Annotated in this window: 26 protein-coding genes; 17 read left to right on the top strand and 9 right to left on the bottom strand. The window is 60.3% G+C overall.

Going from position 1 to position 26,005, the window contains the following annotated elements:
* Positions 1-19: 19 nt before the first annotated feature.
* The 12 genes from ccoN (E0D86_RS03515) (at position 20) to E0D86_RS03460 (ending at position 12,057) form a co-directional block, all read left to right on the top strand.
* Positions 20-1,444: a cytochrome-c oxidase, cbb3-type subunit I gene (gene ccoN / locus E0D86_RS03515; protein WP_131648568.1), complete on the top strand. Its 1,425-nt coding sequence runs from the start codon at positions 20-22 to the stop codon at positions 1,442-1,444.
* Between the two features lie 14 nt (positions 1,445-1,458).
* A complete protein-coding gene (gene ccoO, locus E0D86_RS03510; protein ID WP_131648567.1) occupies positions 1,459-2,070 on the top strand; it encodes a cytochrome-c oxidase, cbb3-type subunit II in 612 nt (203 codons plus the stop codon).
* An 87-nt stretch (positions 2,071-2,157) separates the two neighbouring features.
* The gene (gene ccoP / locus E0D86_RS03505) at positions 2,158-3,093 is read left to right on the top strand and encodes a cytochrome-c oxidase, cbb3-type subunit III (protein ID WP_131648566.1); all 936 of its coding nucleotides are present in this window, start codon (positions 2,158-2,160) and stop codon (positions 3,091-3,093) included.
* 353 nt (positions 3,094-3,446) lie between these two features.
* Positions 3,447-4,874: a cytochrome-c oxidase, cbb3-type subunit I gene (ccoN, locus tag E0D86_RS03500; RefSeq protein WP_131648565.1), complete on the top strand. Its 1,428-nt coding sequence runs from the start codon at positions 3,447-3,449 to the stop codon at positions 4,872-4,874.
* Between the two features lie 12 nt (positions 4,875-4,886).
* Complete coding sequence (gene ccoO, locus E0D86_RS03495) at positions 4,887-5,498, top strand: cytochrome-c oxidase, cbb3-type subunit II (RefSeq protein ID WP_131648564.1); 612 nt, start codon at positions 4,887-4,889, stop codon at positions 5,496-5,498.
* A 6-nt stretch (positions 5,499-5,504) separates the two neighbouring features.
* Positions 5,505-5,687: a cbb3-type cytochrome c oxidase subunit 3 gene (locus tag E0D86_RS03490; RefSeq protein WP_131648563.1), complete on the top strand. Its 183-nt coding sequence runs from the start codon at positions 5,505-5,507 to the stop codon at positions 5,685-5,687.
* The gene (gene ccoP / locus E0D86_RS03485) at positions 5,688-6,605 is read left to right on the top strand and encodes a cytochrome-c oxidase, cbb3-type subunit III (RefSeq protein ID WP_131648562.1); all 918 of its coding nucleotides are present in this window, start codon (positions 5,688-5,690) and stop codon (positions 6,603-6,605) included.
* 136 nt (positions 6,606-6,741) lie between these two features.
* Positions 6,742-8,154: a cytochrome c oxidase accessory protein CcoG gene (ccoG, locus tag E0D86_RS03480; RefSeq protein ID WP_131648561.1), complete on the top strand. Its 1,413-nt coding sequence runs from the start codon at positions 6,742-6,744 to the stop codon at positions 8,152-8,154.
* Positions 8,155-8,165: 11 nt separating this feature from the next.
* Positions 8,166-8,672: a FixH family protein gene (locus E0D86_RS03475; protein WP_131648560.1), complete on the top strand. Its 507-nt coding sequence runs from the start codon at positions 8,166-8,168 to the stop codon at positions 8,670-8,672.
* 7 nt (positions 8,673-8,679) lie between these two features.
* Entirely contained in the window at positions 8,680-11,124 is a 2,445-nt protein-coding gene (locus E0D86_RS03470) for a heavy metal translocating P-type ATPase (RefSeq protein WP_131648559.1), read from the top strand.
* Between the two features lie 47 nt (positions 11,125-11,171).
* Positions 11,172-11,381, top strand: a complete 210-nt coding sequence (gene ccoS / locus E0D86_RS03465) for a cbb3-type cytochrome oxidase assembly protein CcoS (protein WP_131648558.1) — start codon at positions 11,172-11,174, stop codon at positions 11,379-11,381.
* Positions 11,374-12,057, top strand: coding sequence for a sulfite exporter TauE/SafE family protein (locus E0D86_RS03460; RefSeq protein WP_131648557.1), 684 nt, complete (start codon positions 11,374-11,376; stop codon positions 12,055-12,057). Before ccoS ends, E0D86_RS03460 begins: the two co-directional genes overlap by 8 nt.
* Before the next feature lie 88 nt (positions 12,058-12,145).
* Here the strand turns inward: E0D86_RS03460 and nadE are convergent, their stop codons facing one another.
* Positions 12,146-12,976: an ammonia-dependent NAD(+) synthetase gene (nadE, locus tag E0D86_RS03455; protein ID WP_131648556.1), complete on the bottom strand. Its 831-nt coding sequence runs from the start codon at positions 12,974-12,976 to the stop codon at positions 12,146-12,148.
* 200 nt (positions 12,977-13,176) lie between these two features.
* Between nadE and hemN the strand changes: the two genes are divergently transcribed.
* The 4 genes from hemN to E0D86_RS03435 all read left to right on the top strand — a co-directional run bounded on the left by hemN (position 13,177) and on the right by E0D86_RS03435 (position 16,567).
* Complete coding sequence (gene hemN / locus E0D86_RS03450) at positions 13,177-14,556, top strand: oxygen-independent coproporphyrinogen III oxidase (RefSeq protein ID WP_131648968.1); 1,380 nt, start codon at positions 13,177-13,179, stop codon at positions 14,554-14,556.
* A gap of 98 nt (positions 14,557-14,654) precedes the next feature.
* Positions 14,655-15,389, top strand: a complete 735-nt coding sequence (gene fnr / locus E0D86_RS03445; RefSeq protein WP_131648555.1) for a fumarate/nitrate reduction transcriptional regulator Fnr — start codon at positions 14,655-14,657, stop codon at positions 15,387-15,389.
* A gap of 15 nt (positions 15,390-15,404) precedes the next feature.
* Positions 15,405-15,953, top strand: coding sequence for an adenine phosphoribosyltransferase (locus tag E0D86_RS03440; protein ID WP_131648554.1), 549 nt, complete (start codon positions 15,405-15,407; stop codon positions 15,951-15,953).
* A gap of 2 nt (positions 15,954-15,955) precedes the next feature.
* Positions 15,956-16,567 carry an SCO family protein gene (locus tag E0D86_RS03435; RefSeq protein WP_131648553.1) on the top strand — a complete coding sequence of 204 codons (612 nt, stop codon included), beginning with the start codon at positions 15,956-15,958 and terminating at the stop codon, positions 16,565-16,567.
* Between the two features lie 22 nt (positions 16,568-16,589).
* Here E0D86_RS03435 and E0D86_RS03430 read toward each other — a convergent pair whose 3' ends face one another.
* The 8 genes from E0D86_RS03430 to pdxB all read right to left on the bottom strand — a co-directional run bounded on the left by E0D86_RS03430 (position 16,590) and on the right by pdxB (position 24,487).
* Positions 16,590-17,303: a transporter substrate-binding domain-containing protein gene (locus E0D86_RS03430; protein ID WP_256681119.1), complete on the bottom strand. Its 714-nt coding sequence runs from the start codon at positions 17,301-17,303 to the stop codon at positions 16,590-16,592.
* Between the two features lie 12 nt (positions 17,304-17,315).
* A complete protein-coding gene (locus E0D86_RS03425; RefSeq protein ID WP_131648552.1) occupies positions 17,316-18,089 on the bottom strand; it encodes an ABC transporter permease in 774 nt (257 codons plus the stop codon).
* Positions 18,086-18,832 (bottom strand): ABC transporter ATP-binding protein, encoded by a 747-nt coding sequence (locus E0D86_RS03420; RefSeq protein WP_131648551.1) that lies wholly within the window; start codon positions 18,830-18,832, stop codon positions 18,086-18,088. Before E0D86_RS03420 ends, E0D86_RS03425 begins: the two co-directional genes overlap by 4 nt.
* Positions 18,833-18,941: 109 nt before the next feature.
* On the bottom strand, positions 18,942-19,931 hold the full coding sequence (locus tag E0D86_RS03415; RefSeq protein WP_131648966.1) for an ABC transporter substrate-binding protein: 990 nt from the start codon (positions 19,929-19,931) through the stop codon (positions 18,942-18,944).
* Between the two features lie 185 nt (positions 19,932-20,116).
* A complete protein-coding gene (gene recR, locus E0D86_RS03410; protein ID WP_131648550.1) occupies positions 20,117-20,716 on the bottom strand; it encodes a recombination mediator RecR in 600 nt (199 codons plus the stop codon).
* 150 nt (positions 20,717-20,866) lie between these two features.
* A complete protein-coding gene (locus E0D86_RS03405) occupies positions 20,867-21,193 on the bottom strand; it encodes a YbaB/EbfC family nucleoid-associated protein (RefSeq protein WP_131648549.1) in 327 nt (108 codons plus the stop codon).
* 15 nt (positions 21,194-21,208) lie between these two features.
* On the bottom strand, positions 21,209-23,227 hold the full coding sequence (dnaX, locus tag E0D86_RS03400; RefSeq protein ID WP_131648548.1) for a DNA polymerase III subunit gamma/tau: 2,019 nt from the start codon (positions 23,225-23,227) through the stop codon (positions 21,209-21,211).
* A 114-nt stretch (positions 23,228-23,341) separates the two neighbouring features.
* Positions 23,342-24,487, bottom strand: coding sequence for a 4-phosphoerythronate dehydrogenase PdxB (pdxB, locus tag E0D86_RS03395; RefSeq protein ID WP_131648547.1), 1,146 nt, complete (start codon positions 24,485-24,487; stop codon positions 23,342-23,344).
* Between the two features lie 119 nt (positions 24,488-24,606).
* On the opposite strand from pdxB, the gene E0D86_RS03390 reads away from it, so the two are divergent.
* Positions 24,607-25,995, top strand: coding sequence for an MATE family efflux transporter (locus E0D86_RS03390; RefSeq protein ID WP_131648546.1), 1,389 nt, complete (start codon positions 24,607-24,609; stop codon positions 25,993-25,995).
* The last annotated feature ends 10 nt before the right edge of the window (positions 25,996-26,005 follow it).

The following is a 26,005-nucleotide window of genomic DNA, read 5'->3' as shown; positions in this document are numbered from 1 at the left end:
CGTGGATGGAAGCCCATACATGAACACAGCAACCAGTACCGCCTATGACTATAAGGTGGTCCGCCAATTCGCCATCATGACGGTGGTGTGGGGAATCGTCGGGATGGGGCTCGGCGTTCTCATCGCAGCGCAGCTTGCCTGGCCCGCACTCAACTTCGATCTGCCCTGGACCAGCTTCGGGCGCTTGCGACCTCTGCACACCAACGCGGTGATTTTTGCCTTTGGTGGCTGCGCATTGTTCGCAACCTCCTACTATTCCGTCCAGCGCACCTGCCAGGCCACGCTGTTCGCACCCAAGCTGGCGGCCTTTACCTTCTGGGGTTGGCAACTGGTGATTCTGCTCGCGGCGATCAGCCTGCCGCTGGGCTTTACCAGCTCCAAGGAATACGCCGAGCTGGAATGGCCGATCGACATCCTGATCACCATCGTCTGGGTGTCCTACGCGATCGTGTTCTTCGGCACCCTGGCGACACGCAAGGTCAAGCACATCTACGTCGGCAACTGGTTCTTCGGCGGGTTCATCCTGACCGTGGCGATCCTGCATATGGTCAACAACCTGGAAATCCCGGTCACAGCGATGAAGTCCTATTCGCTGTATGCCGGCGCGACCGACGCCATGGTGCAGTGGTGGTACGGGCACAACGCCGTGGGCTTCTTCCTGACCGCTGGCTTCCTCGGGATCATGTACTACTTCGTTCCGAAGCAGGCCGAACGCCCGGTGTATTCCTATCGCCTGTCGATCGTTCACTTCTGGGCGCTGATCACCGTTTACATCTGGGCCGGCCCGCATCACCTGCACTACACCGCGCTGCCGGACTGGGCGCAGAGCCTCGGTATGGTGATGTCGCTGATTCTGCTGGCACCGAGCTGGGGCGGCATGATCAACGGCATGATGACCCTCTCGGGCGCCTGGCATAAGCTGCGCAGCGACCCGATCCTGCGCTTCTTGGTCGTGTCCCTGGCGTTCTACGGCATGTCGACCTTCGAAGGTCCGATGATGGCCATCAAGACCGTCAATGCCCTCTCCCACTACACCGACTGGACCATCGGCCACGTTCACGCCGGCGCCCTCGGCTGGGTTGCCATGGTGTCCATCGGCGCGCTGTACCACCTGATTCCCAAGGTATTCGGCCGGGCGCAAATGCACAGCATTGGCCTGATCAACGCTCACTTCTGGCTGGCCACCATCGGCACCGTGCTTTACATCGCTTCGATGTGGGTCAACGGCATCGCTCAAGGCCTGATGTGGCGTGCGATCAACGAAGACGGCACGCTCACCTACTCCTTCGTCGAAGCACTTGAAGCCAGCCATCCGGGCTTCGTCATTCGCCTGATCGGCGGTGCGGTCTTCTTCGCCGGCATGTTGCTGATGGCCTACAACACCTGGCGCACCGTGCGTGCCGCCAAACCGGCCGAATACGAAGCCGCCGCGCAGATCGCCTGAGGAGCCGAACCGAAATGAAACAACACGAGAAACTCGAGAAGAACGTCGGTCTGCTGACCCTGTTCATGATCCTCGCGGTGAGCATCGGCGGCCTGACTCAGATCGTTCCACTGTTCTTCCAGGACGTGGTCAACGAGCCGGTGGAAGGCATGAAGCCCTACACGGCGCTGCAGCTCGAAGGCCGCGACATCTATATCAAGGAAGGCTGCGTCGGTTGCCACTCGCAGATGATCCGGCCGTTCCGCGCCGAGACCGAGCGCTACGGCCATTACTCGGTCGCCGGTGAAAGTGTCTACGACCACCCATTCTTATGGGGCTCCAAGCGTACCGGTCCGGACCTGGCCCGTGTCGGCGGCCGCTACTCCGATGACTGGCACCGCGCGCATCTCTATAACCCGCGCAACGTGGTGCCGGAATCGAAGATGCCGTCCTATCCATGGCTGGTGGAAAACACCCTCGATGGCCGGGATACCGCTAAGAAGATGAAAGCCTTGCGCACCCTGGGTGTGCCATACACCGATGAAGACATAGCCAGCGCCAAGGACGGGGTCAAGGGCAAGACCGAAATGGATGCCATGGTGGCTTACCTGCAGGTTCTTGGCACGGCTCTGACTAACAAGCGCTGACCATCGAAAGCGGCGCGCTGCAAAGACAGCCGCCGGGGACTTCAATCGCGGACAGCCAAAGTGGCTCGGGCTGTCCAGGAGTAGCACATGAGCACTTTCTGGAGTGGATACATCGCCCTGCTGACGCTGGGCACCATCGTCGCGCTGTTCTGGCTGATCTTCGCCACCCGCAAGGGCGAGTCGGCCGGTACGACCGACAAGACCATGGGGCATTCCTTCGACGGCATCGAGGAGTACGACAATCCGCTGCCCAAGTGGTGGTTCTGGCTGTTCATCGGCACGCTGGTGTTCGGCATCCTCTATCTGATCATCTATCCGGGCCTGGGCAACTGGAAAGGCGTCTTCCCCGGCTACGAAGACGGTTGGACGCAGGAGAAGCAATGGCAGCGCGAAGTCGATCAGGCCGATGCCACGTTCGGTCCGATTTTCGCCAAATACTCGGCCATGGGTGTCGAGCAAGTCGCCCAGGACGAACGCGCCTTGAAGATCGGCGGCCGCCTCTTCGCCAACTACTGCTCGGTTTGCCACGGCTCGGACGCCAAGGGCGCGAACGGCTTCCCCAATCTCGCCGACAACGACTGGCGCTGGGGCGGCGATGCTGAAACCATCAAAGCGTCCATCCTCCATGGCCGTGTTGCGGCGATGCCGGCCTGGGGACAGGCCATCGGCGAAGAGGGTGTGAAGAACGTCGCGGCTTTTGTACGCAATGATCTGGCCGGTCTATCGCTGCCGGAAGGCACCGAAGCGGATGTCGCCGCCGGCGCTCAGGTGTACACCCAAACCTGTTCGGTCTGCCATGGTTCGAACGGTGAAGGGATGGCTGCATTGGGAGCGCCGAACCTGACCAACCCAGCCGGCTGGATTTATGGCTCCAGCCTGCCGCAACTGCAGCAGACCATCCGCCACGGCCGCAACGGCCAGATGCCGGCGCAGGAGCAATATCTGGGCAACGATAAGGTGCACTTGCTGGCCGCTTACGTTTACAGTCTTTCGCAACAGCCAGAACGCCTGGCGAAGCAATAATCATGACAGGCGGTATTGCGATACCGCCCTGTTCCAAATCAAGCCTCATTATAAAAAGTGCCAGTGCGACGCTCTGTCGCAGACCGCTCACCCCCTTCCCCGTTTGCCCTTCAGTGCAGCTGCTTTTATATTCCTCCCCACTCGCCGAACCCCCGCAGAACTACAAGGCGAAGCCCTCGATTCATCACATCGGCATGATGTGAAAACGACCCTGCAAAGAGCATGGAAAACGCTTGGAATCAGGGTCTGAACGGCACGAGATGGCCTGGGCGTTGATTGCATTGCCCCCCTCCTTTCTCCATACTTGCCGCCGTTTTTGCCCCCTGAAATGCCATTTAGCGTGGAAGCCTTGCATGAGCACAGCAATAAGTGAGACTGCATATAACTATAAGGTGATTCGCCAATTCGCCATCATGACGGTGGTGTGGGGAATCATTGGGATGGGTATGGGCGTCCTTATCGCCTCGCAGTTGGTGTGGCCCTCACTCAACTTCGACCTGCCCTGGGCCAGCTTTGGCCGCCTACGTCCGTTGCACACCAATCTGGTGATTTTCGCCTTCGGCGGCTGCGCCCTGATGGCAACTTCCCTATACGTGGCCCAGCGGACCTCGCAGACGCGTCTGTTTTCCGACGGCCTGGCCGCCTTCACCTTCTGGGGCTGGCAAGCGGTCATCGTTCTGGCCGTGATCACCCTGCCGATGGGTTTCACCAGCTCCAAGGAATACGCCGAGCTGGAATGGCCGATCGATATCCTGCTGGCCATCGTCTGGATCAGCTACGCGACGGTGTTCTTCGGCACCCTCATGAAGCGCAAGGCCAAGCACATCTACGTGGGTAATTGGTTCTTCGGTGCCTTTATCCTGGTTACGGCGATGCTGCACATCGTCAACAACCTGGAAATCCCGGTGTCCTGGTTCAAGTCCTACTCGATCTACGCGGGCGCGACCGACGCGATGGTTCAGTGGTGGTACGGTCACAACGCGGTTGGTTTCTTTCTGACCACCGGCTTCCTGGGCATGATGTATTACTTCGTTCCGAAGCAGGCTGGCCGCCCGGTCTACTCCTATCGTCTGTCCATCGTGCATTTCTGGGCATTGATTACCCTGTACATCTGGGCTGGTCCGCACCACCTGCACTACACCGCACTGCCAGACTGGGCACAGAGCCTGGGCATGGTGATGTCGATCATCCTGCTGGCGCCGAGCTGGGGCGGCATGATCAACGGCATGATGACCCTGTCGGGTGCCTGGCATAAGCTGCGCACCGATCCGATCCTGCGCTTCCTGGTGGTCTCGCTGGCGTTCTACGGCATGTCGACCTTCGAAGGTCCGATGATGGCCATCAAGACTGTCAACGCACTCTCCCACTACACCGATTGGACCATCGGCCACGTACATGCCGGCGCCCTCGGCTGGGTAGCCATGATCACCATCGGCTCCATATATCACCTGATTCCGAAGGTCTTCGCTCGCGAGCAGATGTACAGCATCGGCCTGATCAACGCCCACTTCTGGCTGGCCACTATTGGCACCGTGCTCTACATCGCTTCGATGTGGGTCAACGGCATCACCCAGGGCTTGATGTGGCGTGCGATCAACGAAGACGGCACCCTCACCTATTCCTTCGTCGAAGCGCTGGAAGCCAGCCATCCGGGCTTCATCGTTCGGGCGCTGGGCGGTGCATTCTTCCTCGCTGGCATGCTGCTGATGGCTTACAACACCTGGCGTACCGTGCGTGCCGCCAAGCCGGCTGAGCTCGAAGCCGCCGCGCAGATCGCCTGAGGGAATCGATAAATGAAGAATCACGAAATACTCGAAAAGAACATCGGTCTGCTGACCCTGTTCATGATCCTCGCAGTGAGCATCGGCGGCCTGACCCAGATCGTTCCGCTGTTCTTCCAGGACGTGGTGAACGAGCCAGTGGAAGGTATGAAGCCCTACACCGCGCTGCAGCTCGAAGGGCGTGACCTGTATATCCGCGAAGGCTGCGTCGGTTGCCATTCGCAAATGGTTCGTCCGTTCCGCGCCGAGACCGAGCGCTACGGCCACTACTCGGTTGCCGGCGAAAGCGTCTACGACCATCCGTTTCTCTGGGGCTCCAAGCGTACCGGCCCGGACCTGGCTCGCGTCGGCGGCCGCTACTCCGATGACTGGCACCGCGCGCACCTCTACAATCCGCGCAACGTCGTACCTGAATCGAAGATGCCTTCTTACCCCTGGTTGGTCGAGCACAGCCTCGATGGCAAACACACCGCCAAGAAGATGGAAGCCTTGCGCAGCGTAGGCGTGCCTTACACCGAAGAAGACATTGCCGGTGCGAAGGACGCGGTCAAGGGCAAGACAGAAATGGATGCCCTCGTAGCCTATCTGCAAGTACTTGGCACCGCACTCACCAACAAACGGTAACGCACCATGGATATCGGGACTCTTCGCGGTCTGGGCACCATTCTTGTTTTCGTCGCCTTTATCGGCATCGTGCTCTGGGCTTACAGCAGCAAACGCAAGAAAAGCTTCGATGAAGCCGCCAACCTGCCCTTCGCAGACGAGCCCGACGCCAAGAAGCGTGATGAAGAAGCTTCCAGGAGTAAGAAATAGATGACCTCGTTTTGGAGTTGGTACGTCACCCTGCTCAGCCTGGGGACCATTGCGGCACTGGTCTGGCTGCTGCTTGCGACTCGCAAGGGACAACGCCACGACAGCACCGAAGAAACCGTCGGCCATTCCTATGACGGCATCGAGGAGTATGACAACCCGCTCCCGCGCTGGTGGTTCATGCTGTTCGTCGCCACTGTGATCTTTGCCCTTGGCTATCTGGTTCTGTATCCAGGCCTGGGTAACTGGAAAGGCGTGATGCCCGGCTACGAAGGTGGCTGGACTCAGGTCAAGGAATGGCAGCGTGAAGTCGACAAGGCAAACGAACAGTACGGCCCGCTCTACGCTAAGTTCGCAGCGATGCCGGTCGAGCAAGTGGCTCAGGATCCGCAAGCCCTGAAAATGGGTGGCCGCCTGTTCGCTTCAAACTGCTCCGTCTGCCATGGCTCGGACGCCAAAGGTGCCTACGGCTTCCCCAACCTGACCGACCATGACTGGCTGTGGGGCGGCGCGCCCGAAACCATCAAGACCACCATCATGGGTGGACGTCAGGCCGTCATGCCGGCGTGGCGCGATGTGATCGGCGAAGAAGGCATTCGCAACGTGGCCGGTTACGTCCGTACTCTGTCCGGCCGGGAGATTCCTGAAGGCATCAACGCCGACATTGAGCAGGGTCAAAAGATCTTCGCTGCCAACTGCGTAGCCTGTCATGGAGCCGACGGTAAAGGCACCGAAGCCATGGGCGCACCGAACCTGACCGACAACGTCTGGCTTTACGGCTCGAGCTTCGGTCAGATTCAGCAAACCCTGCGCTATGGCCGAAACGGTCGCATGCCAGCCCAGGAACACATCCTTGGCAATGACAAGGTGCATTTGCTGGCGGCTTATGTGTACAGCCTCTCGCAGCAGCCGGAGAACTGATCCAATCCGCACAGGCGCGACTTACGGTCGCACCTGATGCCGGCTATCGAGGCGTACCATTTGCACCAGGTCAGCTAAGGATCCCGGTCGACACGTATTGACCGGGACACTCACCCTCCGCCGTGGTACGCATTCGATGTCTGAGCAAATTCCCGTTCATGATGTAACTCCTCCGGCCAAGGTCAACGCCTCATCCGACCTCTACGCCGCCCGCGAAAAAATCTACACTCGCTCCTTTACCGGCCTGTTCCGCAACCTGCGACTCGTCGGCGGTGCGCTGCTGTTCGCGCTCTATTTCGGCACTGTATGGCTTAACTGGAACGGTCGCCAGGCCGTCTGGTGGGACCTGCCCGAGCGCAAGTTCTATATTTTTGGCGCTACCTTCTGGCCTCAAGATTTCATTCTTCTTTCCGCGCTGCTGATCATCTGCGCGTTTGGACTGTTCTTCATCACTGTATTCGCTGGCCGCGTCTGGTGTGGCTACACCTGCCCCCAGAGCGTGTTCACCTGGGTATTCATGTGGGCGGAAAAGATCACCGAAGGCGATCGCAATCAGCGCATGAAGCTCGACAAAGCGCCAATGAGCGCCGGCAAATTCGGGCGCAGGCTGGCCAAACATGCCATCTGGCTGGGCGTATCCCTGGCCATCGGCATTACCTTCGTCGGCTATTTCACACCGATTCGTGAACTGGTGCCCGACCTGCTCACACTGGAAGTCGGCGGCTGGGCGCTGTTCTGGGTCGGCTTCTTCACCCTCGCCACCTATGGCAACGCCGGTTTCTTGCGCGAGCAGGTGTGCATTTACATGTGCCCCTATGCGCGCTTCCAGAGCGTGATGTTCGACAAGGACACCCTGATCGTTTCCTACGACCCGCGCCGTGGCGAGCGGCGTGGCCCGCGCAAGAAAGACGCCGACTACAAGGCGCTGGGCCTCGGTGACTGCATCGATTGCACCATGTGCGTACAGGTCTGCCCGACCGGCATCGACATTCGCGACGGCCTGCAAGTCGAGTGCATCGGCTGCGCGGCCTGCATCGATGCCTGCGACACCATCATGGACAAGATGAACTATCCACGAGGTCTGATCAGCTACACCACGGAGCACAACCTGTCGGGGCAGAAAACCCGGCTGGCTCGGCCTCGACTGATCGGCTATGCCATCGCATTGCTTGCGATGATGGGTGTGTTTGCCTATTCCGTCTCGGACCGCGCACTGGTCAAGCTCGACGTACTGAAAGACCGCGTGCTCTATCGCGAGAACGAGCAAGGCAGGATCGAGAACGTCTATACGCTGAAAGTGATGAACAAGGCTCAGAACGAGCAGACCTTCATCATCGAAGCCACTGGGCTGGACGGTCTGCAGTACGAAGGCCGCAACGAGGTCCACGCCGGTGCTGGGGAGCTGGTCACGGTCCCGGTGGAGCTTTCGGTGGCACCGGAACAACTGCCCTCGAGCACAAACGAAATCGTCTTCCACATCAGATCGGCAGACGACCCCGAAATCGAAGACGAAGCGGATAGCCGCTTCATCGGTCCTAGCATTCGCTGAACAGGTAGTACATGAGCGCACCTTCCGATACTGAAAATAGCCGTTGGTACAAGCAATTCTGGGCTTGGTTCGTCATCGGCATCCTGATGATGTCGGTGATCCTCGGCACCTCGATGCTGGTCATCGCGATCCGCAACTCCGACACCCTGGTATCGGACAACTACTACGATGCCGGCAAGGGCATCAATCAGTCGCTGGAGCGTGAAAAGCTTGCCGAGCGTCTGCAAGTGCAGGCGCAACTGACGCTCAACGACGATCGTGGGCTCGCCGAAGTGCAGCTGAGCGGCCATAGCGGTCCGCAGCAACTGGTACTCAACCTGCTCTCCCCCACGCAGCCCGAACGCGATCGCCGCATCGTTCTCCAGCCTCAGGGCAACGGCTTCTACCAGGGGCAGATGCAGGAGCCGGTCACCGGCCGGCGTTATGTCGAACTGCTCGGTCGCGAGGGCGATCAGGACTGGCGTCTGTTCGAAGAAAAGGACATCGTGAGCGGTCAGACGCTTGAACTAAGCTACTGACCGGTCGATGGCGAATCCAACCCCCTGCTTTCACTGCGGTCTGCCGGTTCCCGCCGGCAGCGCCTTTCACGCCCGCGTTCTCAATGAGCAGCGGGCGCTTTGCTGTCCGGGTTGTCAGGCGGTCGCGGAAGCCATCGTTCAAGGCGGTCTGGAAAGCTACTACCTGCATCGCAGCGATACCGCCATCAATCCCGGCGCTCTGCCGCAGGCGCTGAGCGAAGAGCTGGCACTCTACGACCGCAAGGATGTGCAACAGCCCTTCGTGCAGCACGAAGGCGAGCTGGCCGACACCTCGCTGATGATCGAGGGCATCAGTTGCGCGGCCTGTGGCTGGCTGATCGAAAAACATCTGCGCGGATTCGATGGGATCGCCGAGGCCAACCTCAACCTTTCCAATCATCGCTTGCGAGTGCGCTGGAACGATGCGGTCTTGCCACTCAGCGAACTGCTCGCCGAACTTCGGCGCATCGGCTATGCCGCTCACCCTTACCGGGCCGATCAGGCGGCAGAGCAACTCGCGCGGGAAAACCGCCGCAGCATGCGCCAACTGGGTGTGACCGGGTTGCTCTGGATGCAGGTGATGATGGCTACCATGGCTACATGGCCGGAATTCAATCTGGATCTTTCGGAAAGCTTCTTCGTCACCCTGCGCTGGACCGCGCTGGTGCTCACCACGCCTATCGTTTTCTATTGCTGCACCGACTTCTTCAAGGGCGCGTTGCGGGATTTGCGTACCCGCCACCTGAGCATGGATGTTTCGGTATCGCTGGCGATTGGCGGAGCCTATATCGCCGGCATCTGGTCGACGGTGACCGGTCAGGGCGAGCTGTATTTCGATGCCGTAGGCATGTTTGCGCTGTTCCTGCTCGCCGGACGCTTTCTCGAACGCCGCGCGCGCGAACGCACCGCCGCTGCGACTGCGCAGCTGGTCAATCTATTACCGGCGTCCTGCCTGAAGCTCGTCGAAGATGGCCAGACGGCGCGCATTCTGCTGAGCGAATTGCAGGTCGGCGACCATGTGCTGGTACACCCCGGCGCACTGATTCCGGCCGATGGTCGCATCGTCAGCGGGCAGTCGAGTGTCGATGAATCGGTCCTTACCGGCGAATATCTACCGCAGCCACGAAATGTCGGCGATGCGGTTACCGCCGGCACCCTCAACGTCGAAGGCGCCCTGACTCTCGAAGTCCAAGCGCTGGGTGACAACACCCGCCTCTCCGCCATCGTCGGTCTGCTGGAGCGTGCCCAGTCGGATAAACCACGCCTCGCCGAACTGGCTGATCGCGTCGCGCAGTGGTTCCTGCTGATCGTGCTGCTGACCGCTGCGGTAGTCGGTTTCGTCTGGTGGCAAATCGATCCTCAACGCGCGTTCTGGATCGTTCTCGCCTTGCTGGTCGCGACCTGCCCCTGCGCGCTGTCGCTGGCCACCCCGACCGCCTTGACCACCGCCACCGGGACATTGCACAAGCTCGGGCTGCTGCTCACTCGCGGGCATGTCCTGGAGGGGCTCAATCAGATCGACACGGTGATTTTCGACAAGACCGGCACCCTCACCGAAGGACGCCTGACGCTGAGCGAGGTCCGTCCCCTGGGCGAGCTGGATGCCAACGCATGCCTGGAGCTGGCCGCCGCGCTGGAAAACCGCTCCGAACACCCGATCGCCAGAGCGTTCGGCCGCGCGCCGCAAGCAGCCGATGCGGTGGACAGCACTCCCGGGCTGGGCCTGCAGGGATCTGTTGCTGGACGCGTTCTGCGTATTGGCCAGCCGGGCTTCGTTGCGGCCGGCTACGCAGGCGTCGCGCCCGAAATTCCGGGCGACAAGGGCCAATGGTTGCTGCTTGGCGACACGCAGGGGCCACTGGCATGGCTAGTACTCGACGACCGTCTGCGCGACGATGCACCTGCGCTGCTGCAAGCCTGCAAAAACCGCGGCTGGAAAACGGTGCTGCTATCCGGTGACAGCTCGCCGATGGTTGCCGAAATCGCTCGACAGCTCGGCATCGAGGACGCGCACGCAGGAATGACCCCGACCGACAAGCTCGCCCACCTGCAACGGCTGCAAGCCGAAGGTCGCCGCGTGCTGATGCTTGGCGATGGCGTCAACGACGCTCCGGTCCTGGCTGCGGCGGACATCAGCGTAGCCATGGGCTCAGCGACCGACCTGGCCAAAACCAGCGCCGATGCCGTCCTGCTCACCAACCGACTCGACAGCCTGGTGCAAGCTTTCGCCGTGGCACGACGCAGCCGTCGCATCATCATCGAAAACCTCGCCTGGGCGAGCCTGTACAACGGCTTGATTCTGCCATTCGCCGCCATCGGCTGGGTAACGCCGTTGTGGGCAGCCCTGGGCATGTCGGCAAGTTCGCTGGTCGTGGTGCTCAATGCATTGCGACTGGCGCGCCTGCCTGCTCCCTCTGCGCCCCGACATTCTGCGCTGCCTGGCGTAGGATAGTCGGCGTCTGCCAAGGCTGCGTTGCCGAACCCATCTGGAGACCCGCTATGGCCGCACTTTACATTCTGATTCCCGTCGCCGTGGTTCTGGTCGCACTGGCTATCTGGGTATTTTTCTGGGCGGTCGACAGTGGCCAGTACGACGATCTGGACGGCCCAGCCCACAGCATCCTGTTCGACGAGGAAGATCCCAAGCATCGCGCCGGCATCGAAGAAGCGGACAAGGGCAGCGACGAGGGAAAAGCCGATCGTGACTGAGCTATTGCCGCTGCTGGTGTCGGCGTTCGTCCTCGGTTTGCTGGGCGGCGGGCACTGCCTGGGTATGTGCGGCGGCCTGATGGGCGCACTGATCATGGCAATCCCGGCGCAACAGCGCGGCAGACGCCTGCGTTTGCTGCTGGCATACAACCTGGGACGAGTGCTCAGCTACGCCAGTGCGGGTCTGCTCATCGGATTGGCCGGCTGGGCGGTAGCCAATAGCCCAGCCGCCATGGCGCTGCGAGTCGTAGCCGCGCTATTGTTGATCAGCATGGGGCTTTATCTGGCCGGCTGGTGGAGTGGACTGACGCGTGTCGAAGCAGTAGGACGCGGCCTCTGGCGTCACATCCAACCTTTCGCCAGTCGGCTCATGCCGGTCCGCAGCGTGCCGCGAGCCCTGCTACTTGGCACGCTCTGGGGTTGGCTACCGTGCGGCCTGGTCTACAGCACATTGCTATGGGCTGCGAGCCAAGGCGATGCGCTGGACAGTGCGCTGCTGATGCTGACATTCGGTATCGGCACCTGGCCCGTACTTCTGGCGACCGGCCTGGCTGCCGAACGGCTCACCGCGCTATTACGCAAACGCGGCGTGCGAACGCTCGGCGGCATCACGGTAATCCTGTTCGGCGTTTGGACACTTCCCGGCCCGCATCAGCACTGGTTGATGGGGCATTAACTGGAAGCTGGAAGAAGCGCAGACAGGTGATCCTCCAATTTCTGGCGGTGCATCCAGACTCCTTCCGGCTTCAAGCTTCAAAGCTGCTCTAGACCGGCTCTTTCGGCATCTGCCGCTTGTGTGCCGACTTGTCGTAGGTTTCCACGATGATGCGAGCCGCCTCTTCAGGTACCGGCAGGCCTTGTAGGAACGCATCGATATTCTGATAGCTCACCCCATGGGCGTCTTCGTCCGGCTTGCCTGGCGAGAGCTCTTCCAGATCGGCCGTCGGCACCTTCTTGACCAGTTGCTCGGGCGCGCCTAACGCGGCGGCCAATTCCCGCACCTGATGCTTGACCAGACCGGCCAGCGGTGTGAGGTCACAGGCGCCATCGCCGAACTTGGTGAAGAATCCCATCACCGCTTCGGCCGCATGATCGGTGCCGATTACCAGACCTTGTCGTGCATTGGCAATGGTGTACTGAGCTACCATGCGCATCCGCGCCTTGGTGTTGCCCAGTACGAAGTCGCGCTTCGCCGGGGTCAAGTCATCGAGCGCCTCGGTCGCCCGCGCCAAGCCCTGCACCGCAGCGCCGATATTGACCGTATGGCATTCATCCGGCTTGATCGAGTCAATTGCCAGCTGCGCTTCGTCCTCGTCATGCTGAACCTGATATGGCAGGCGGACCGCAATGAAGCGGTAGTCGTCGCCCTCCCCTGCGGCACGCATCCCCTCCACCGCACGCTGAGCAAGCAGGCCAGCCGTAGTCGAATCGACGCCGCCACTGATCCCCAGAACCAGAGTTTTCATGCCCGAATCGCGCAGGCATGCCTGGATGAAGGCAACCCGCCGCTCGATGTCGGCCTGGACCGCTGCAGGCCCATCAAACGGTGAGCAAACGTTGAGTGCGGCAGCGATCTCTTGTTGGCGGCTATGCATGTGTGTCTCCTATGCGGATGAACGGTTTCGGTTCAAGCCCTAGTTTGACTAATCCGACCACGGTTCGGCGATAAATCTCCATGTCCGCGCCACCGGTCTCAGCGTCCGCCGCTGGGTCTGGACTTGCTTGATACAGGTCAAGTCTACGCGGATGCGCCAGTCCTAGAATCCCATCACCGCAGTCAAACCGAGACCGTATGATGCTCGACGCCATTCGCTGGGATGCCGACCTGATCCATCGTTACGGTCAGGCTGGGCCGAGCTACCCGTCATATCACGCGGCGCTCCAGTTCAGCGGCGGACTGAGCTCCTTCGATCTGCTGCATGCATTGCGTCGCAGTCGACAGGCCAGCCACCCGCTTTCGCTTTATATCCATCTACCGTTCTGCGCAACGGCCTGCCATTACTGCCACCGTAACAAGGTCATCACGAGCGATCGCAGCCGCATCCAGTCCTATTTGCAGCGGCTGGAACAGGAAATCGAGATGATTGCCTGTCATCTCGCCCCGCATCAGGTGGTCGAGCAGCTGCATATCGGCGGCGGCACGCCGAACTTGCTTAGCCATGACGATCTGCGACGACTGATGACGCATCTGCGCAAGCATTTCAACCTGCAGAACGACGATCACGCGGACTTCAGTATCGAGATCGATCCCCGCGAAGCGGACTGGCCGACGATGGGATTGCTGCGCGAGCTTGGCTTCAATCGGATAAGTGTGGGTCTGCAGGCGCTGGATCCAGATGTGCAACGAGCCATCAACCGGCCGCAGACGATCGAGCAGACCCAGACGATCATCGAGGCAGCTCGGACCCTGCAATATCGCTCGCTACACATGGACCTCGTCTATGGCCTACCACTGCAGACCCACGGACGCTTCGCCCGCACGGTAGAAGCCGTTCTTGCCCTGCAGCCTGATCGCATATCTGTCTCGAATTATGTGCACCTACCCGAACGGCACATGGCACAGCGACGAATAAGCGCCACGGACCTCCCCACCTCGAACGACCAGCTCGCGATGCTGCAACACAGCGTGGAACAACTGACCCGCTCCGGCTACCGCTATATCGGCATGGATCAGTTCGCCCTGCCTGATGACGAGCTGGCAATGGCGCAGGAGGACGGCACGCTACAACACAACGTTCAGGGCTACACCACACATGGTCATTGCGACCTGATCGGTCTCGGCGTTTCGGCGATCAGCCAGATCGGCGATCTGTACTGCCAGAACCACCGCGATATCACGCTTTATCAGCAGATGCTGGATCAAGGGCAGCTGGCCACGATTCGCGGGCTACGATGCAGCGAGGACGACCGGATCAGGCGCAGGGTGATCGAAGCGTTGATCTGCAATTTCGAACTGCGTTTCGACGAAATCGAAAGCGCCCACGGAATCGTCTTCAAAATCTATTTCAAGGACAGCTGGCCAACTCTGGAGCAAATGGCTGCCGACGGACTCATTCAACTCAAGGCAGACACCATCACCATCCTGCCGGCCGGGCGCCTGTTGGCGAGCTCGGTTTGCATGCAGTTCGACAATCGCCCGCCTCGTCCCGCCCGGCTCTTTTCCCGCGCGATCTGACCTTAGGTCGCTCTTGCCTGCGACCCTCGCGCCAATTGGCCTAAGCCACTGGCCTGGGTTAATCTTGCACGTCCCGTAAGGTTTTTCAGGAACCACCGATGTCCGAGTCGATCAAGGTCCGCAGGCAGCCGCAAGCTCATTGCAAAGAATGCAGTCTTTCCGGCCTTTGCTTGCCGCTTTCGTTGAACATGCAGGACATGGATACGCTGGACGAGATCGTCAAGCGCGGGCGCCCGCTGAGAAAAGGTGAAATGTTGTTTCGCCAGGGTGAGCCGTTCAGCTCGGTTTTCGCCATCCGCTCCGGGGCCTTGCGCACGTTCAGCGTCACCGACACTGGCGAAGAGCAAATCACCGGCTTTCATCTGCCTAGCGAGCTGGTCGGCCTTTCCGGCATGGATACCGAAACCTATCCGGTAACCGCGCAAGCGCTTGAAACAACTTCGGTGTGCGAAATTCCTTTCGATCGCCTCGATGAACTCAGCGTGTTGCTGCCGCAGCTTCGCCGTCAATTGATGCGCATCATGAGCCGCGAAATTCGCGACGATCAACAAATGATGCTGTTGCTTTCGAAGAAGAGCGCCGACGAGCGCATCGCGACCTTTCTGATCAACCTGTCGGCCCGCTTCAGTGCGCGGGGTTTTTCCGCCAACCAGTTTCGGCTGCCCATGTCGCGCAACGAGATCGGCAACTACCTGGGGCTGGCGGTCGAGACGGTCTCGCGGGTGTTTACCCGCTGTCAGGCCAACGGCCTGCTGGAAGCAGAAGGCAAGGAAGTTCGTATCCTCGATTCAATCCGGTTATGCGCCCTAGCGGGCGGAAACATGGACGCCTAATAGCGAGAGCCCGTTATGATTTTCGACGAATTCGCCATCAAGACACTGATACGCCCGGTCCCCGACTTCCCCAAGCCGGGCGTGGTATTCCGCGACATCACTCCGCTGTTGCAGTCGCCCAAGGCGCTGCGCATGGTGGCGGATAGCCTGATTCAACGCTATGTCGAGACCGACTTCAGCCATGTAGGCGCACTCGACGCCCGCGGCTTCATCATCGGTTCGATCATCGCCTACGAATTGAACAGACCGCTGATCCTGTTTCGCAAGAAAGGCAAGCTCCCGGCCGACGTGCTGGCCGCGTCCTACAGCACCGAGTACGGTGAGGCCTTCCTCGAAGTTCACGCTGACAGCCTTTGTGAAGGCGATTCGGTGTTACTGCTGGACGATCTGATCGCCACCGGCGGCACGCTGATTGCCGCCGCGCAGCTGGTTCGCCGCATGGGCGCCCAGGTTCATGAAGCCGCCGCAATCATTGACCTGCCCGAACTGGGTGGATCACGCAAACTGCAGGACATGGGCATTCCCACGTTCACGCTCACCGCATTCGAGCTGAACGAGCGCTGATCATGTTCCGCAAAGCAACGAGGATTATCAGCTGCGCAGTTTTGCTGGTGACGTTCTGCTCCTCTTCGTTTGCCCTCGACCGCAACGCGTTGCTTGATGATGCGAATCTGCTGCTTCTGCCGCGCGAGCGGCCATTGCCGGTCCTCGAGCTGATAAACGAGCAAGGCCAGGCCGTCAGCACCGATTCTCTTCGCGGACGCTGGCACCTTATGTTCTTCGGGTTCACCGCCTGCCCGGATATCTGCCCCACAACACTGAGCGACATGCGACGGCTATTCGGCCAACTGCCTTCGGATGTTCGCGAACAGCTCCAGCTGGTGTTGATCACTGCCGATCCGGCGCGCGACACGCCCGAGGTGCTGCGCACCTATCTCGGTTATTACCGTGCAGGATTCCAAGGGTTGACGGGAGACATGGCGCAGTTGCAGAAACTGTCCAGGGCACTGGGGCTTCCGTTCGTCCCGGCAAAGCAGACCGAGGGAGACTACAGCGTCAGCCACAGCGGCAATCTAGCCATCGTCGGCCCCGATGGCAGCCTGCGCGGCCACATCCGCGCACCTTTCAAGCTGGAGGGGTTGCGTCAGGCCCTGCCGCAGATAATCGAAGCCGAGTGACAGCCCCGGTGGGAAACCAGCCCTAGTGGCAATCCAGGGTGTCGGCTAGCACATAGGCCTGAAATGCCACTTCGTCGATCCAATACTGAGTGGCTTCAACCAGCATCTCCTGTCCCTGCTCGCTTGAAAGGATCTGCTCGATGCGCTGCTGCAACAGCGCATCGTCAGCCTCGATCCGCAGTGCCAGCGCGGACTCCTCCAGAACAGGCAGCAGCCGATTGTAGCGACGCCATTCCGGTAGCGTGGCGATCTGCTGGAGCAACAACTGATCGCCCACTACCGCCTGGCATTCGCCAAGCTTCAAGCCAATCAATGTCTGCGCCGCACTTGGATAAGCGCGGGCAATACCATCGAAGCGAGACACAACGGTAGCGGCATGAGGGTTCCCAGCCGCGATGCAGACGGGTGCGCCAGCAAGGTCGGTCCATTCGGCTGGCCCCGCTTCGGCCGCAGCCAGCGCCGCGATCTCGCTGGAGTAATAGACGGCGCCCGAGCTAATCTCTCCGATACGCAGCTCCGCCTGTGCTTGGGCGTCGGCCAGGACGATGTCGATGTCGCCCCCCAACGCCTCACCCAAGCTGGCAAGCCAGGCCGCCTCGAACCCTTCGGTAACCGCCTCCGCTTCAGTCGCCTTGAGCGGCCGATAATCGCCGACCAGCACCGCCTGCAAGGGTGCTGCAAGCGCGCTGGCCGGCATCAGCAGCACGATCAACAACCGCAGCAGATGAGACTTCACGGCACCTCCTTCTCAGACGTACTGGTAGCGAAGCATCCTTTGCTTGAATTTTTCCAGCACCACCTGATCGATCAGCGTGGCAAGAATGGCGATCACCAGGATATTCATCATCACCCCGACCATGTCGGCGATCTCGCCGGAATAGGCGAGTGAACGCCCCAGGCCCTGCCCGAAGCCGATCAGCATTTCAGCGGAAATCAGCGCACGCCAAGCGTTACCGAAGGCCAGCTGAGCGCCGGTAATCAATTCTGGCATCACTGCCGGCAAATAAACGCGCCGCAGCAACTGCCAGCGCGACGCCCCCATCACCCGCGCGGCCGATACATGTACCGGCTGCACGCTTTCGGTGGCGTTCATCACCGACAGGGCCATGGGGAAGAATGCCGCCAGGGCCACCACAACGATGATCGGCAGGTTGCCGAAGCCCATGATGATGAGAAATAGCGGCACCCAAGCGATCGAGGGAATCGACTGCAGGATGACGATGGCCGAGCGCAGGATCTCCCGAAAGAAGAACAGCACGCCTCCGACCAGACCAAAGCCAATGCCAAACAGCAGCGCAAAGCCGTAGCCGCTACCAAGACGGCTCATGCTGCCGTACAGGCCTTCGCGGAATTCGGGCTCTTGTACCGTGGCGAACAGCCGTTCGAGCACCGTGGGAATCCCTGGCATCAGAAACGATGGCAGGCTCCAGGCCGCAGCCTGCCAAATCAGCAGGATGAACAGGACCGCCAGCACCACAGCAAAGTGTTTCTTCGGCCCGGTTAGACGACGAGGTTGACTCATGGCTGACCGACCTCCGTCTTGATGCCCAGCAACCGCAGAATCTCGGTGCGCTCGGCGGCAAATGCGGAGAGATCGTGACTCTTCTCGCAATGGGTGAAATTGAAGGTTTTCAGCACCCGCGCCGGGCGCGCGCTGAATACGAGGACATGGTCGGCCAGATACAGCGCCTCGTCGACGTCATGGGTCACCAGCAGCACGGTGGGCTGATGTTCGTTGATGAGCTCCAGCAGCACGTCCTGCAGCGCCATGCGGGTCAGCGCATCAAGCGCACCGAAGGGCTCATCGAGCAGCAGTACCTCGGGTTTGGCGATGAAGGCACGCGCCAATGCCGTGCGCTGACGCATGCCACCCGAAACCTGGTGAGGGTAGTAATGTTCGAAGCCTTCCAGGCTCACCCGGGCCAACCAGGCAGCGGCTTGCTCGAAGGCACTGACCTTCGCCACGCCCTGCAGCTCCAGCGCCATGGCGACATTGGCCTGCAGGCTCAGCCATGGATAGAGCGCATGCTCCTGGAATACCAGGGTGCGCCGCGGGCTCGGTCCGGGAATCTTCTTGCCATCGGCCAACACACGACCTGCAGTCGGGTTCTCCAGCCCGGCCACCAGATGCAGCAAGGTCGATTTGCCACAACCGGAAGGTCCGACCAGCGCTACCAGTTCGCCCTGGGCAAACTCACCATTGAAACCCTTGATGACTTTCAGTTGCCCGAACTGCTTGTCTACTTCTTCGAATCTGAGCTGCATGAAAAACCTGAAAGAAACTTCACCGGCAACGACCGGCAGAATGAAAACTGCCCGGCACGTGGCCGGGCAATGAACGATCGGCGCCATTAACAGGTCGCCGATACGACGATCAGAGTTCGCGTGCTTCCTGCCAGGAAAGATCAAGGATCGCGCTGGTATCGAACGGCTTGCCGTCGCGGGTTTTCAGCGAACCCAGTTCCTGAAGGATATCGGCCAGCTCCTGGATACGCGCCAGATCGGCATCGTCCAGTTTGGCGGTGAAATCCTGGGTCGCGATGGCTTCCTCGATTACCACCTCACGTGACAACTCGCCACGCTCGAGCGTCTTGAGCGTCGGTTCGGCAATGAAGTAATCGGCGATCAGCTTGGCGGCTTCGGCAGGTTGCTTCTCCAGCAACTCAATGGCGTCACGCTGGGCATCGAGAGATTTCCAGACGGCATCCTTGCGCTTGGCCAATGTTTCACCGGAAGTGATCACCACCATGCAGGGGAAAGGCCAGACCTCGCCGATCTCGTAGATCTGCTTGACCGGTGCTACCAGCTGGGCGATGCGGTCATAGGGCTCGAACAGGAACGCCGCATCGACCCGACCGGAAACCAGCGACTGCACCGCAACCGCCGGACTGACACCCATGATGTTTACGTCGCTGGGTTGCAGGCCGGCAGACTTCAGCGTCACGCCGCGCAGTACCGAATCGGCGGTGCTGCCCTCGCGCTGCGAAGCCAAGCTGTGTCCCTTGAGACCGGCCACATCATCGATACCGGTTTCGTTACGCACCAGAATCGAGTGATAACCCTGCTGGGCACCACCGACCACTTTCAGATCGGCGCCCTTGGAAGCCCAGGCGACCGCGTTGGTGAAGCCCAGTACACCTGTATCCAGCTGCCCGCCAACGATCGCCTTGATCAGATCGGTCCCGGAGCTGAATTCGACCAGTTCTACATCCAGTCCATGCTTTTTGTACAAGTCGCCTTCGAAGGCAACCATCGCTTGAGCATCGTCCATAACCCGGATGAAGCCAACCTTGAACTTTTCTTGAGCTTGCGCGAAAGCGCTGAGCAGCAGTAGCGCAGGGACCAGCCAGTGTTTTGCCTTCATCATCAACCTCAAGCTCTTAGGCAGCATTTAGTCATATAACCAAAAGAAAGCTTTCAATTCCATTTAGTTATAAATCAATTCTGGCTTAGAACTTTACACGAAGTTATTTCTGAACGGCACTAGTTAACAGCCATAAGCATTAAACCGGAGGTTATAAGTTGCTGAGATTGCACTACGGCAAAAGATTAGAGCGTGATCGTCTTCCGTCCAGCCAAGGCGTGGGCAAGCGTGCCGCCATCGACCAGATCGAGCTCTCCACCAAGCGGCACGCCATGTGCGATGCGGCTCAACGTCAGCCCCTTCGGAATCAACAGCTGAGCGATGTAATGAGCAGTCGCCTCACCTTCTACGGTCGGATTGGTTGCCAATATCGCTTCGCTGAAATTGCCTTCAGCTACGCGCACAAGCAGTTCAGGGATACCGATGGCCTCGGGACCCAGCCCGTCGAGCGGCGATAAGTGCCCCTTCAGGACGAAGTAGCGCCCACGAAAACCGGTCTGTTCCACAGCGAACACATCCACTGGGCTCTGGACGATGCATAGCAGCGAATCGTCCCGCCGCGGGTCGGCACATTGCGGACAGAGTTCATCCTCGCTCAACGTACGGCATTGCCGGCAATAGCCCACCTCCTCCATTGCCCGTGCAAGCGCTTGCGCCAATCGCAGCCCGCCACTTCGATCACGCTCGAGCATCTGTAGCGCCATGCGCTGAGCGGTTTTCTGTCCGACACCGGGAAGAACGCGCAGCGCATCGATGAGTTGACGAATAAGGGGACTGAAGCTCATGAATTTCTCGGAGAAAGCTGAAAGCTGAAAGCTGAAAGCTGAAAGCTGAAAGCTGAAAGCTGAAAGCTGAAAGCTGAAAGCTGAATCAGAGCCTGCGTTCGACCGGATGGTTTGCAAGCTCTTCCTCACGCTTCAAGCTTATGGCTTCTTTTAGAACGGCATCTTGAAACCCGGCGGCAACTGCATGCCTTCGGTCATGCCCGCCATCTTTTCTTTGCTGTTCTGCTCGATCTTGCGCACTGCATCGTTCACCGCAGCGGCGATCAGATCCTCGAGGATCTCCTTGTCTTCCTGCATCAGGCTGTCGTCCAGGCTGACGCGTTTGACGTCATGCCGGCCGTTCATCACAACGCTCACCAAGCCGGCGCCGGACTGGCCGGTGACTTCGGCGTTGGCCAACTCCTCCTGCATCTTCTGCATTTTTTCCTGCATCTGCTGCGCCTGCTTCATCAGGCCGGCCATGCCACCTTTCATCATGGGATTTACCTCGGATCAGGGTTCGGAGTGTTCTACGGGTTCGATGGTACCGTCACGAATGACGGCGGCGAACTGTTGCATCAATTGCTGCACCACGGGATCAGCCTGGATCGACTGCTCGGCCGCCCGCTGACGCTCACCACGGCGTCGTGCCGCTGCCTGAGCGGGTGTTTCCTGCTGCGGCGTCTGCAGCTCAATATCCAGCCGCAATGTACGCCCGTGATATTGATTCAGCGCCTCGTTAAGACGCCGATGCTGGGTCGCGTTGAATAGCGCACTTTGCGCCGGATCCAGGTGCATCAGCCAGCGATCGTCGCTCACTGAAATCAGCGTGCAATTGGCCGCGATGCTGCCGGTCAGGCCGCCCAGACCCAACTTCAGATAGATATCGAGCCACTCGGCAGCCAAACCAGTAGCAGGCTCGACCGCAGGGGCCGGTGCGACGACCTGCGGTTCTGCCGTCAGGTCATCCAGCCCTTCGAGATAGGCTTCGGCCTGAGTTTCGACTTCGAAATAATCCTCATCGGTCAACGGCGGCTCGTCATCGTCCGGCTCGTTCACCTCAACGACTGCGGCCACATGCTCGGGCTCGCCAATCGGGACGATTCGCTGTTCAAGTGCCTCACTTTCCACCGCGACTGGGGGCGTAACCGGCGGCTCATTCCAAGGCAAGTCGACGACCGGAGGAGCAGGTTCGGACACCAACTCGGGCTTGATCGCAGGAGCCGGAGCGGGATCGGGATCGGGACTGATCGACACCAGAGCGGTGACCGGCTCCGGTGGCGATGAAGAGACAACGGGCGTCGAAGGCGCTGGCGAAGGCATCACACGCGACTCAGATTCCGGCGCAGCCGATGTTGCTGGACCGGCCACATCGGTTGGTCTGGAATCAGTCGTGGCCGGACTGATCCCCAGGCTCTTTAGCGGTGTTCGTGGTGCATCTTCACTATCAGCCGGTCGAAACGCCAACATGCGCAGCAGGACCATTTCGAAGCCACTGCGTGGGTCCGGCGCCAGCGGCAGATCGCGCCGACCGATCAGGCCCATCTGGTAGTAGAACTGTACGTCTTCAGCCGGCAACGCCTGGGCCAGCCCCAGCACCCGCTCACGATCGCCCTGGCCGTTATCCACCGCCTCCGGCAACGCCTGGGCGATGGCGACGCGATGCAGCACATTGAGCATTTCGGCCAGCACGCCGCCCCAGTCCGGGCCTTGCTCCGCTAAGTGCCGGACCGCCTCCAGCATGGCGCGTGCGTCACCCTCCAGTAGCGCCTGCATTACCCCGTAAACCTGGCCGTGATCCAAGGTGCCGAGCATGCTGCGCACGTCCTCGGCCAGCACCTTGCCCTCACCAAAGGCGATCGCCTGGTCGGTCAGGCTCATGGCATCACGCATCGAACCGTCGGCGGCGCGTCCAAGCAGCCAGAGAGCGTCTTGCTCGAAGGGTACGTTTTCAGCACTCAGTACATGGTTCAGGTGCTCGACCACCCGCTCCGGCGGCATGTTCTTCAACGAGAACTGCAGACAGCGCGAAAGAATGGTGACAGGCAGCTTCTGCGGATCGGTGGTGGCCAGCAGGAACTTGACGTGCGGCGGCGGCTCTTCGAGCGTCTTCAGCAGCGCGTTGAAAGAATGCGACGAGAGCATGTGCACTTCGTCGATCAGGTAAACCTTGAAACGCCCACGGCTGGGCGCGTATTGCACGTTATCCAGCAGCTCGCGAGTGTCTTCGACCTTGGTGCGGCTGGCGGCGTCGACTTCGATCAGATCAACGAAACGGCCTTCATCGATCTCGCGACATACAGAGCACTCGCCACAAGGCGTGGAGCTGACGCCGGTTTCGCAGTTCAAGCACTTGGCGATGATCCGCGCGATAGTAGTTTTACCCACCCCGCGGGTACCGGTAAATAGATAAGCGTGGTGCAGGCGCTGGCTATCGAGCGCATTGATCAGGGCCTTGAGCACGTGCGTCTGCCCGACCATTTCGCGGAACGAACGCGGACGCCATTTACGGGCTAAAACCTGATAACTCATAACACCATCGCGGGGAAAGCAGAGGACGGGTAATGCTAGCGGAGCAGGCCGCAAATTGCATCCGGCCTGTCGTCAGCTAAGCAGATCCAGCTCGCAACCACGCCAACCGTCGCGTCAACGCTTGAGGGTCGCGCCCAGTGCGCGCACCAACTGCTCCAACTGCGGCTGGGTATCGTTGATCTCGACTTGCAGCCCCTCTATCTCTCGACGCGGAGGGTACTGTTTGCGCAGCAGATCGAAGCCGTTGCGACGTTGTTCGTCTTTGCCGGTCAAGCTTCGGCGAAACGCTGCATCGTCGCTACGCGGGTCGTAAACCGCTCGGCATATTGTTGCCAGCGCGTCACGGGGTGGCGCCGATGCATCGAAGGAAAGCCCACGCAACGGCGCGACCGGCATCAGCTCGGCCAGATCCACCGTTGGTGCCAGCCCTTTGCTGGCGCAGAACGCCTCGTATATCTGAGCGGTTCCGCGCAATTTACCGTCCAGGCTGTAACCGGCGATGTGCGGTGTGGCGATCCGACATAACCTGGCCAGTTCGACGTCAGCCTGCGGCTCCCCTTCCCAGACGTCGAGCACCACCTGAATATCGGGCCGTCTGGTCAGCTGTTCGCGTAGAGCTGCGTTGTCGACGACCGCACCGCGAGCTGCATTGATCAGCCAGGCGCCCGGGCGCAGCTGTTGCAGACGGGATCGGTCCAGCAGGTGAAACGTCGAATGCTCGCCTTCCAATGTCAAGGGTGTATGCAGGCTGATGACGTCACACTCGGCGAGGATTTCATCCAGACCGACGAACTCGCCAACCTCACGGGCCTGCCGCAGCGGATCACACACCCGTACAGTCCAACCCAGACCGCGCAGCACCTCCACCAGTCTGCCACCCACTTGCCCGGCACCGACCACACCATAACGGCGATCAGCCAGCTCCGCGCCCTCACGCTCGGCCAGCGCCAGGAGACTGCCGAGCACATAATCGACGACGCCCCGGGCATTGCAGCCCGGCGCGCTTGCCCAGCTAATACCTGCCTCCTCGAAATAATCGATATCCAAATGATCGGTACCAATGGTGCAGGTACCGACGAAGCGCACGGCACTGCCTTCGAGCAGCTCGCGGTCGACACGGGTGACTGAACGAACCAGAAGCACCTCAGCTTGTTCGAGCGACGCTCTATTGATGCTACGGCCAGGCATACGGCGAATCTCGCCGTGCTCGGCAAAGAATGCTTCGACCAGCGGAATATTTTCGTCGGCAAGGATGCGCATTGGCAGGCTCCGTCATTGATGAGCCCATTCTAGACCTCCTCGAAGCGCCGTGCCGCCTTCCGAGAACACCTCTCACGGCGTAGACTGAGCGGCTCTGTATACAATTGGATACACCCTGAATGCCCACTGAGTCGAAACTCAGCAGGGTTCGCGTTGAATTGCGCACCCTCTTTGCTCTCGCCCTGCCCATGATGATCGCGCAACTGGCGAACACCGCCATGGGCTTCGTCGATACATTGATGGCCGGGCGCGTCAGCCCCCGCGATCTTGCTGCCGTAGCGCTGGGCAACTCCATCTGGGTCCCTGTGTTTCTGCTTCTCACAGGGATCATTCTGGCAACGACACCCAATGTCGCACAGCGCTTCGGCAGCGGGCAGCATGAGCAAATCGGCCCGCTGGTGCGCCAGGCATTATGGATGGGCTTCGGGATCGGCACGCTGTTGGCGATATTGATGTGGAATGCCGAACCCGTGCTACACCTGATGCAGGTCGATCAGACGTTGATTGAGCCAGCGATGGCCTATCTGAGAGCGGTGGCTTGCGGCTTTCCGGCGGTGGCCCTGTACCAGGTATTGCGCTGCTACAGCGACGGCCTCGGACACACGCGTCCCAGCATGGTCGTAGGGCTTCTTGCGCTGGCATTGAACATCCCGCTCAACTACATCTTCATCTACGGCAAGCTTGGTCTGCCTGCCATGGGCGGTGTCGGTTGCGGCTGGGCCACTGCCGTGGTCATGGGCTTCATGCTGCTGGCCATGCTGTTCTGGGTCCGGCGTGCCGACTACTACCAACCAAACCGGCTTTTTGCCCGTTTCGATTGGCCGGACTGGTCCGTACTGAGCCGCCTGCTTTCCGTTGGCGTACCGATCGGGGTTGCGGTGTTCGCCGAGGCCAGCATCTTCTCGGTCATCGCTCTGCTGATCGGTAGTCTCGGAGCAACTGTCGTCGCTGGGCACCAGATCGCGCTGAACTTCACCTCGCTGATCTTCATGATTCCGCTGTCGCTGGGTATGGCCATCACCGTACGCATCGGTCAGACGCTGGGACGTAACGCGCCGCGAGATGCGCGCTTCGTTGCTGGCGTCGGGATCGTTTCAAGCTTGGTCTATGCCTGTTTCTCGGCCGGCACGATGCTGTTGTTCAGCGAGCAGATCGCCCGCATCTATACCACCGACCCGGCCGTAATTGCCGTCGCAGCCAGCTTGTTTTTCTATGCCGCGCTGTTCCAGTTCTCCGACGTGGTGCAAGTCACCGCAGCCGGCGCGCTACGTGGCTATCAGGACACACGCATGACGATGATCTTTACCCTCTTCGCCTACTGGGGCATCGGCCTGCCGGTAGGCTACCTGCTGGGCCTCACCGACAGGTTCGGCGACCCGAGCGGTCCGGCTGGGCTCTGGCAAGGACTGATCGCCGGCCTGAGTTGCGCCGCGATATTGCTCACCATCCGCCTGGCGCGCAGTGCCCGACGGGAGATACGCCGGCAAGCGACCCAGGCCGCAGCGTAGTGTGGCGATC

It is taken from the genome of Pseudomonas sp. IC_126, from assembly GCF_004331835.1.
GTDB lineage: Bacteria > Pseudomonadota > Gammaproteobacteria > Pseudomonadales > Pseudomonadaceae > Stutzerimonas.
The sequence above is the reverse complement of the archived record's forward strand: the minus strand, read 5'-3'. Positions and strand labels throughout refer to the sequence as shown.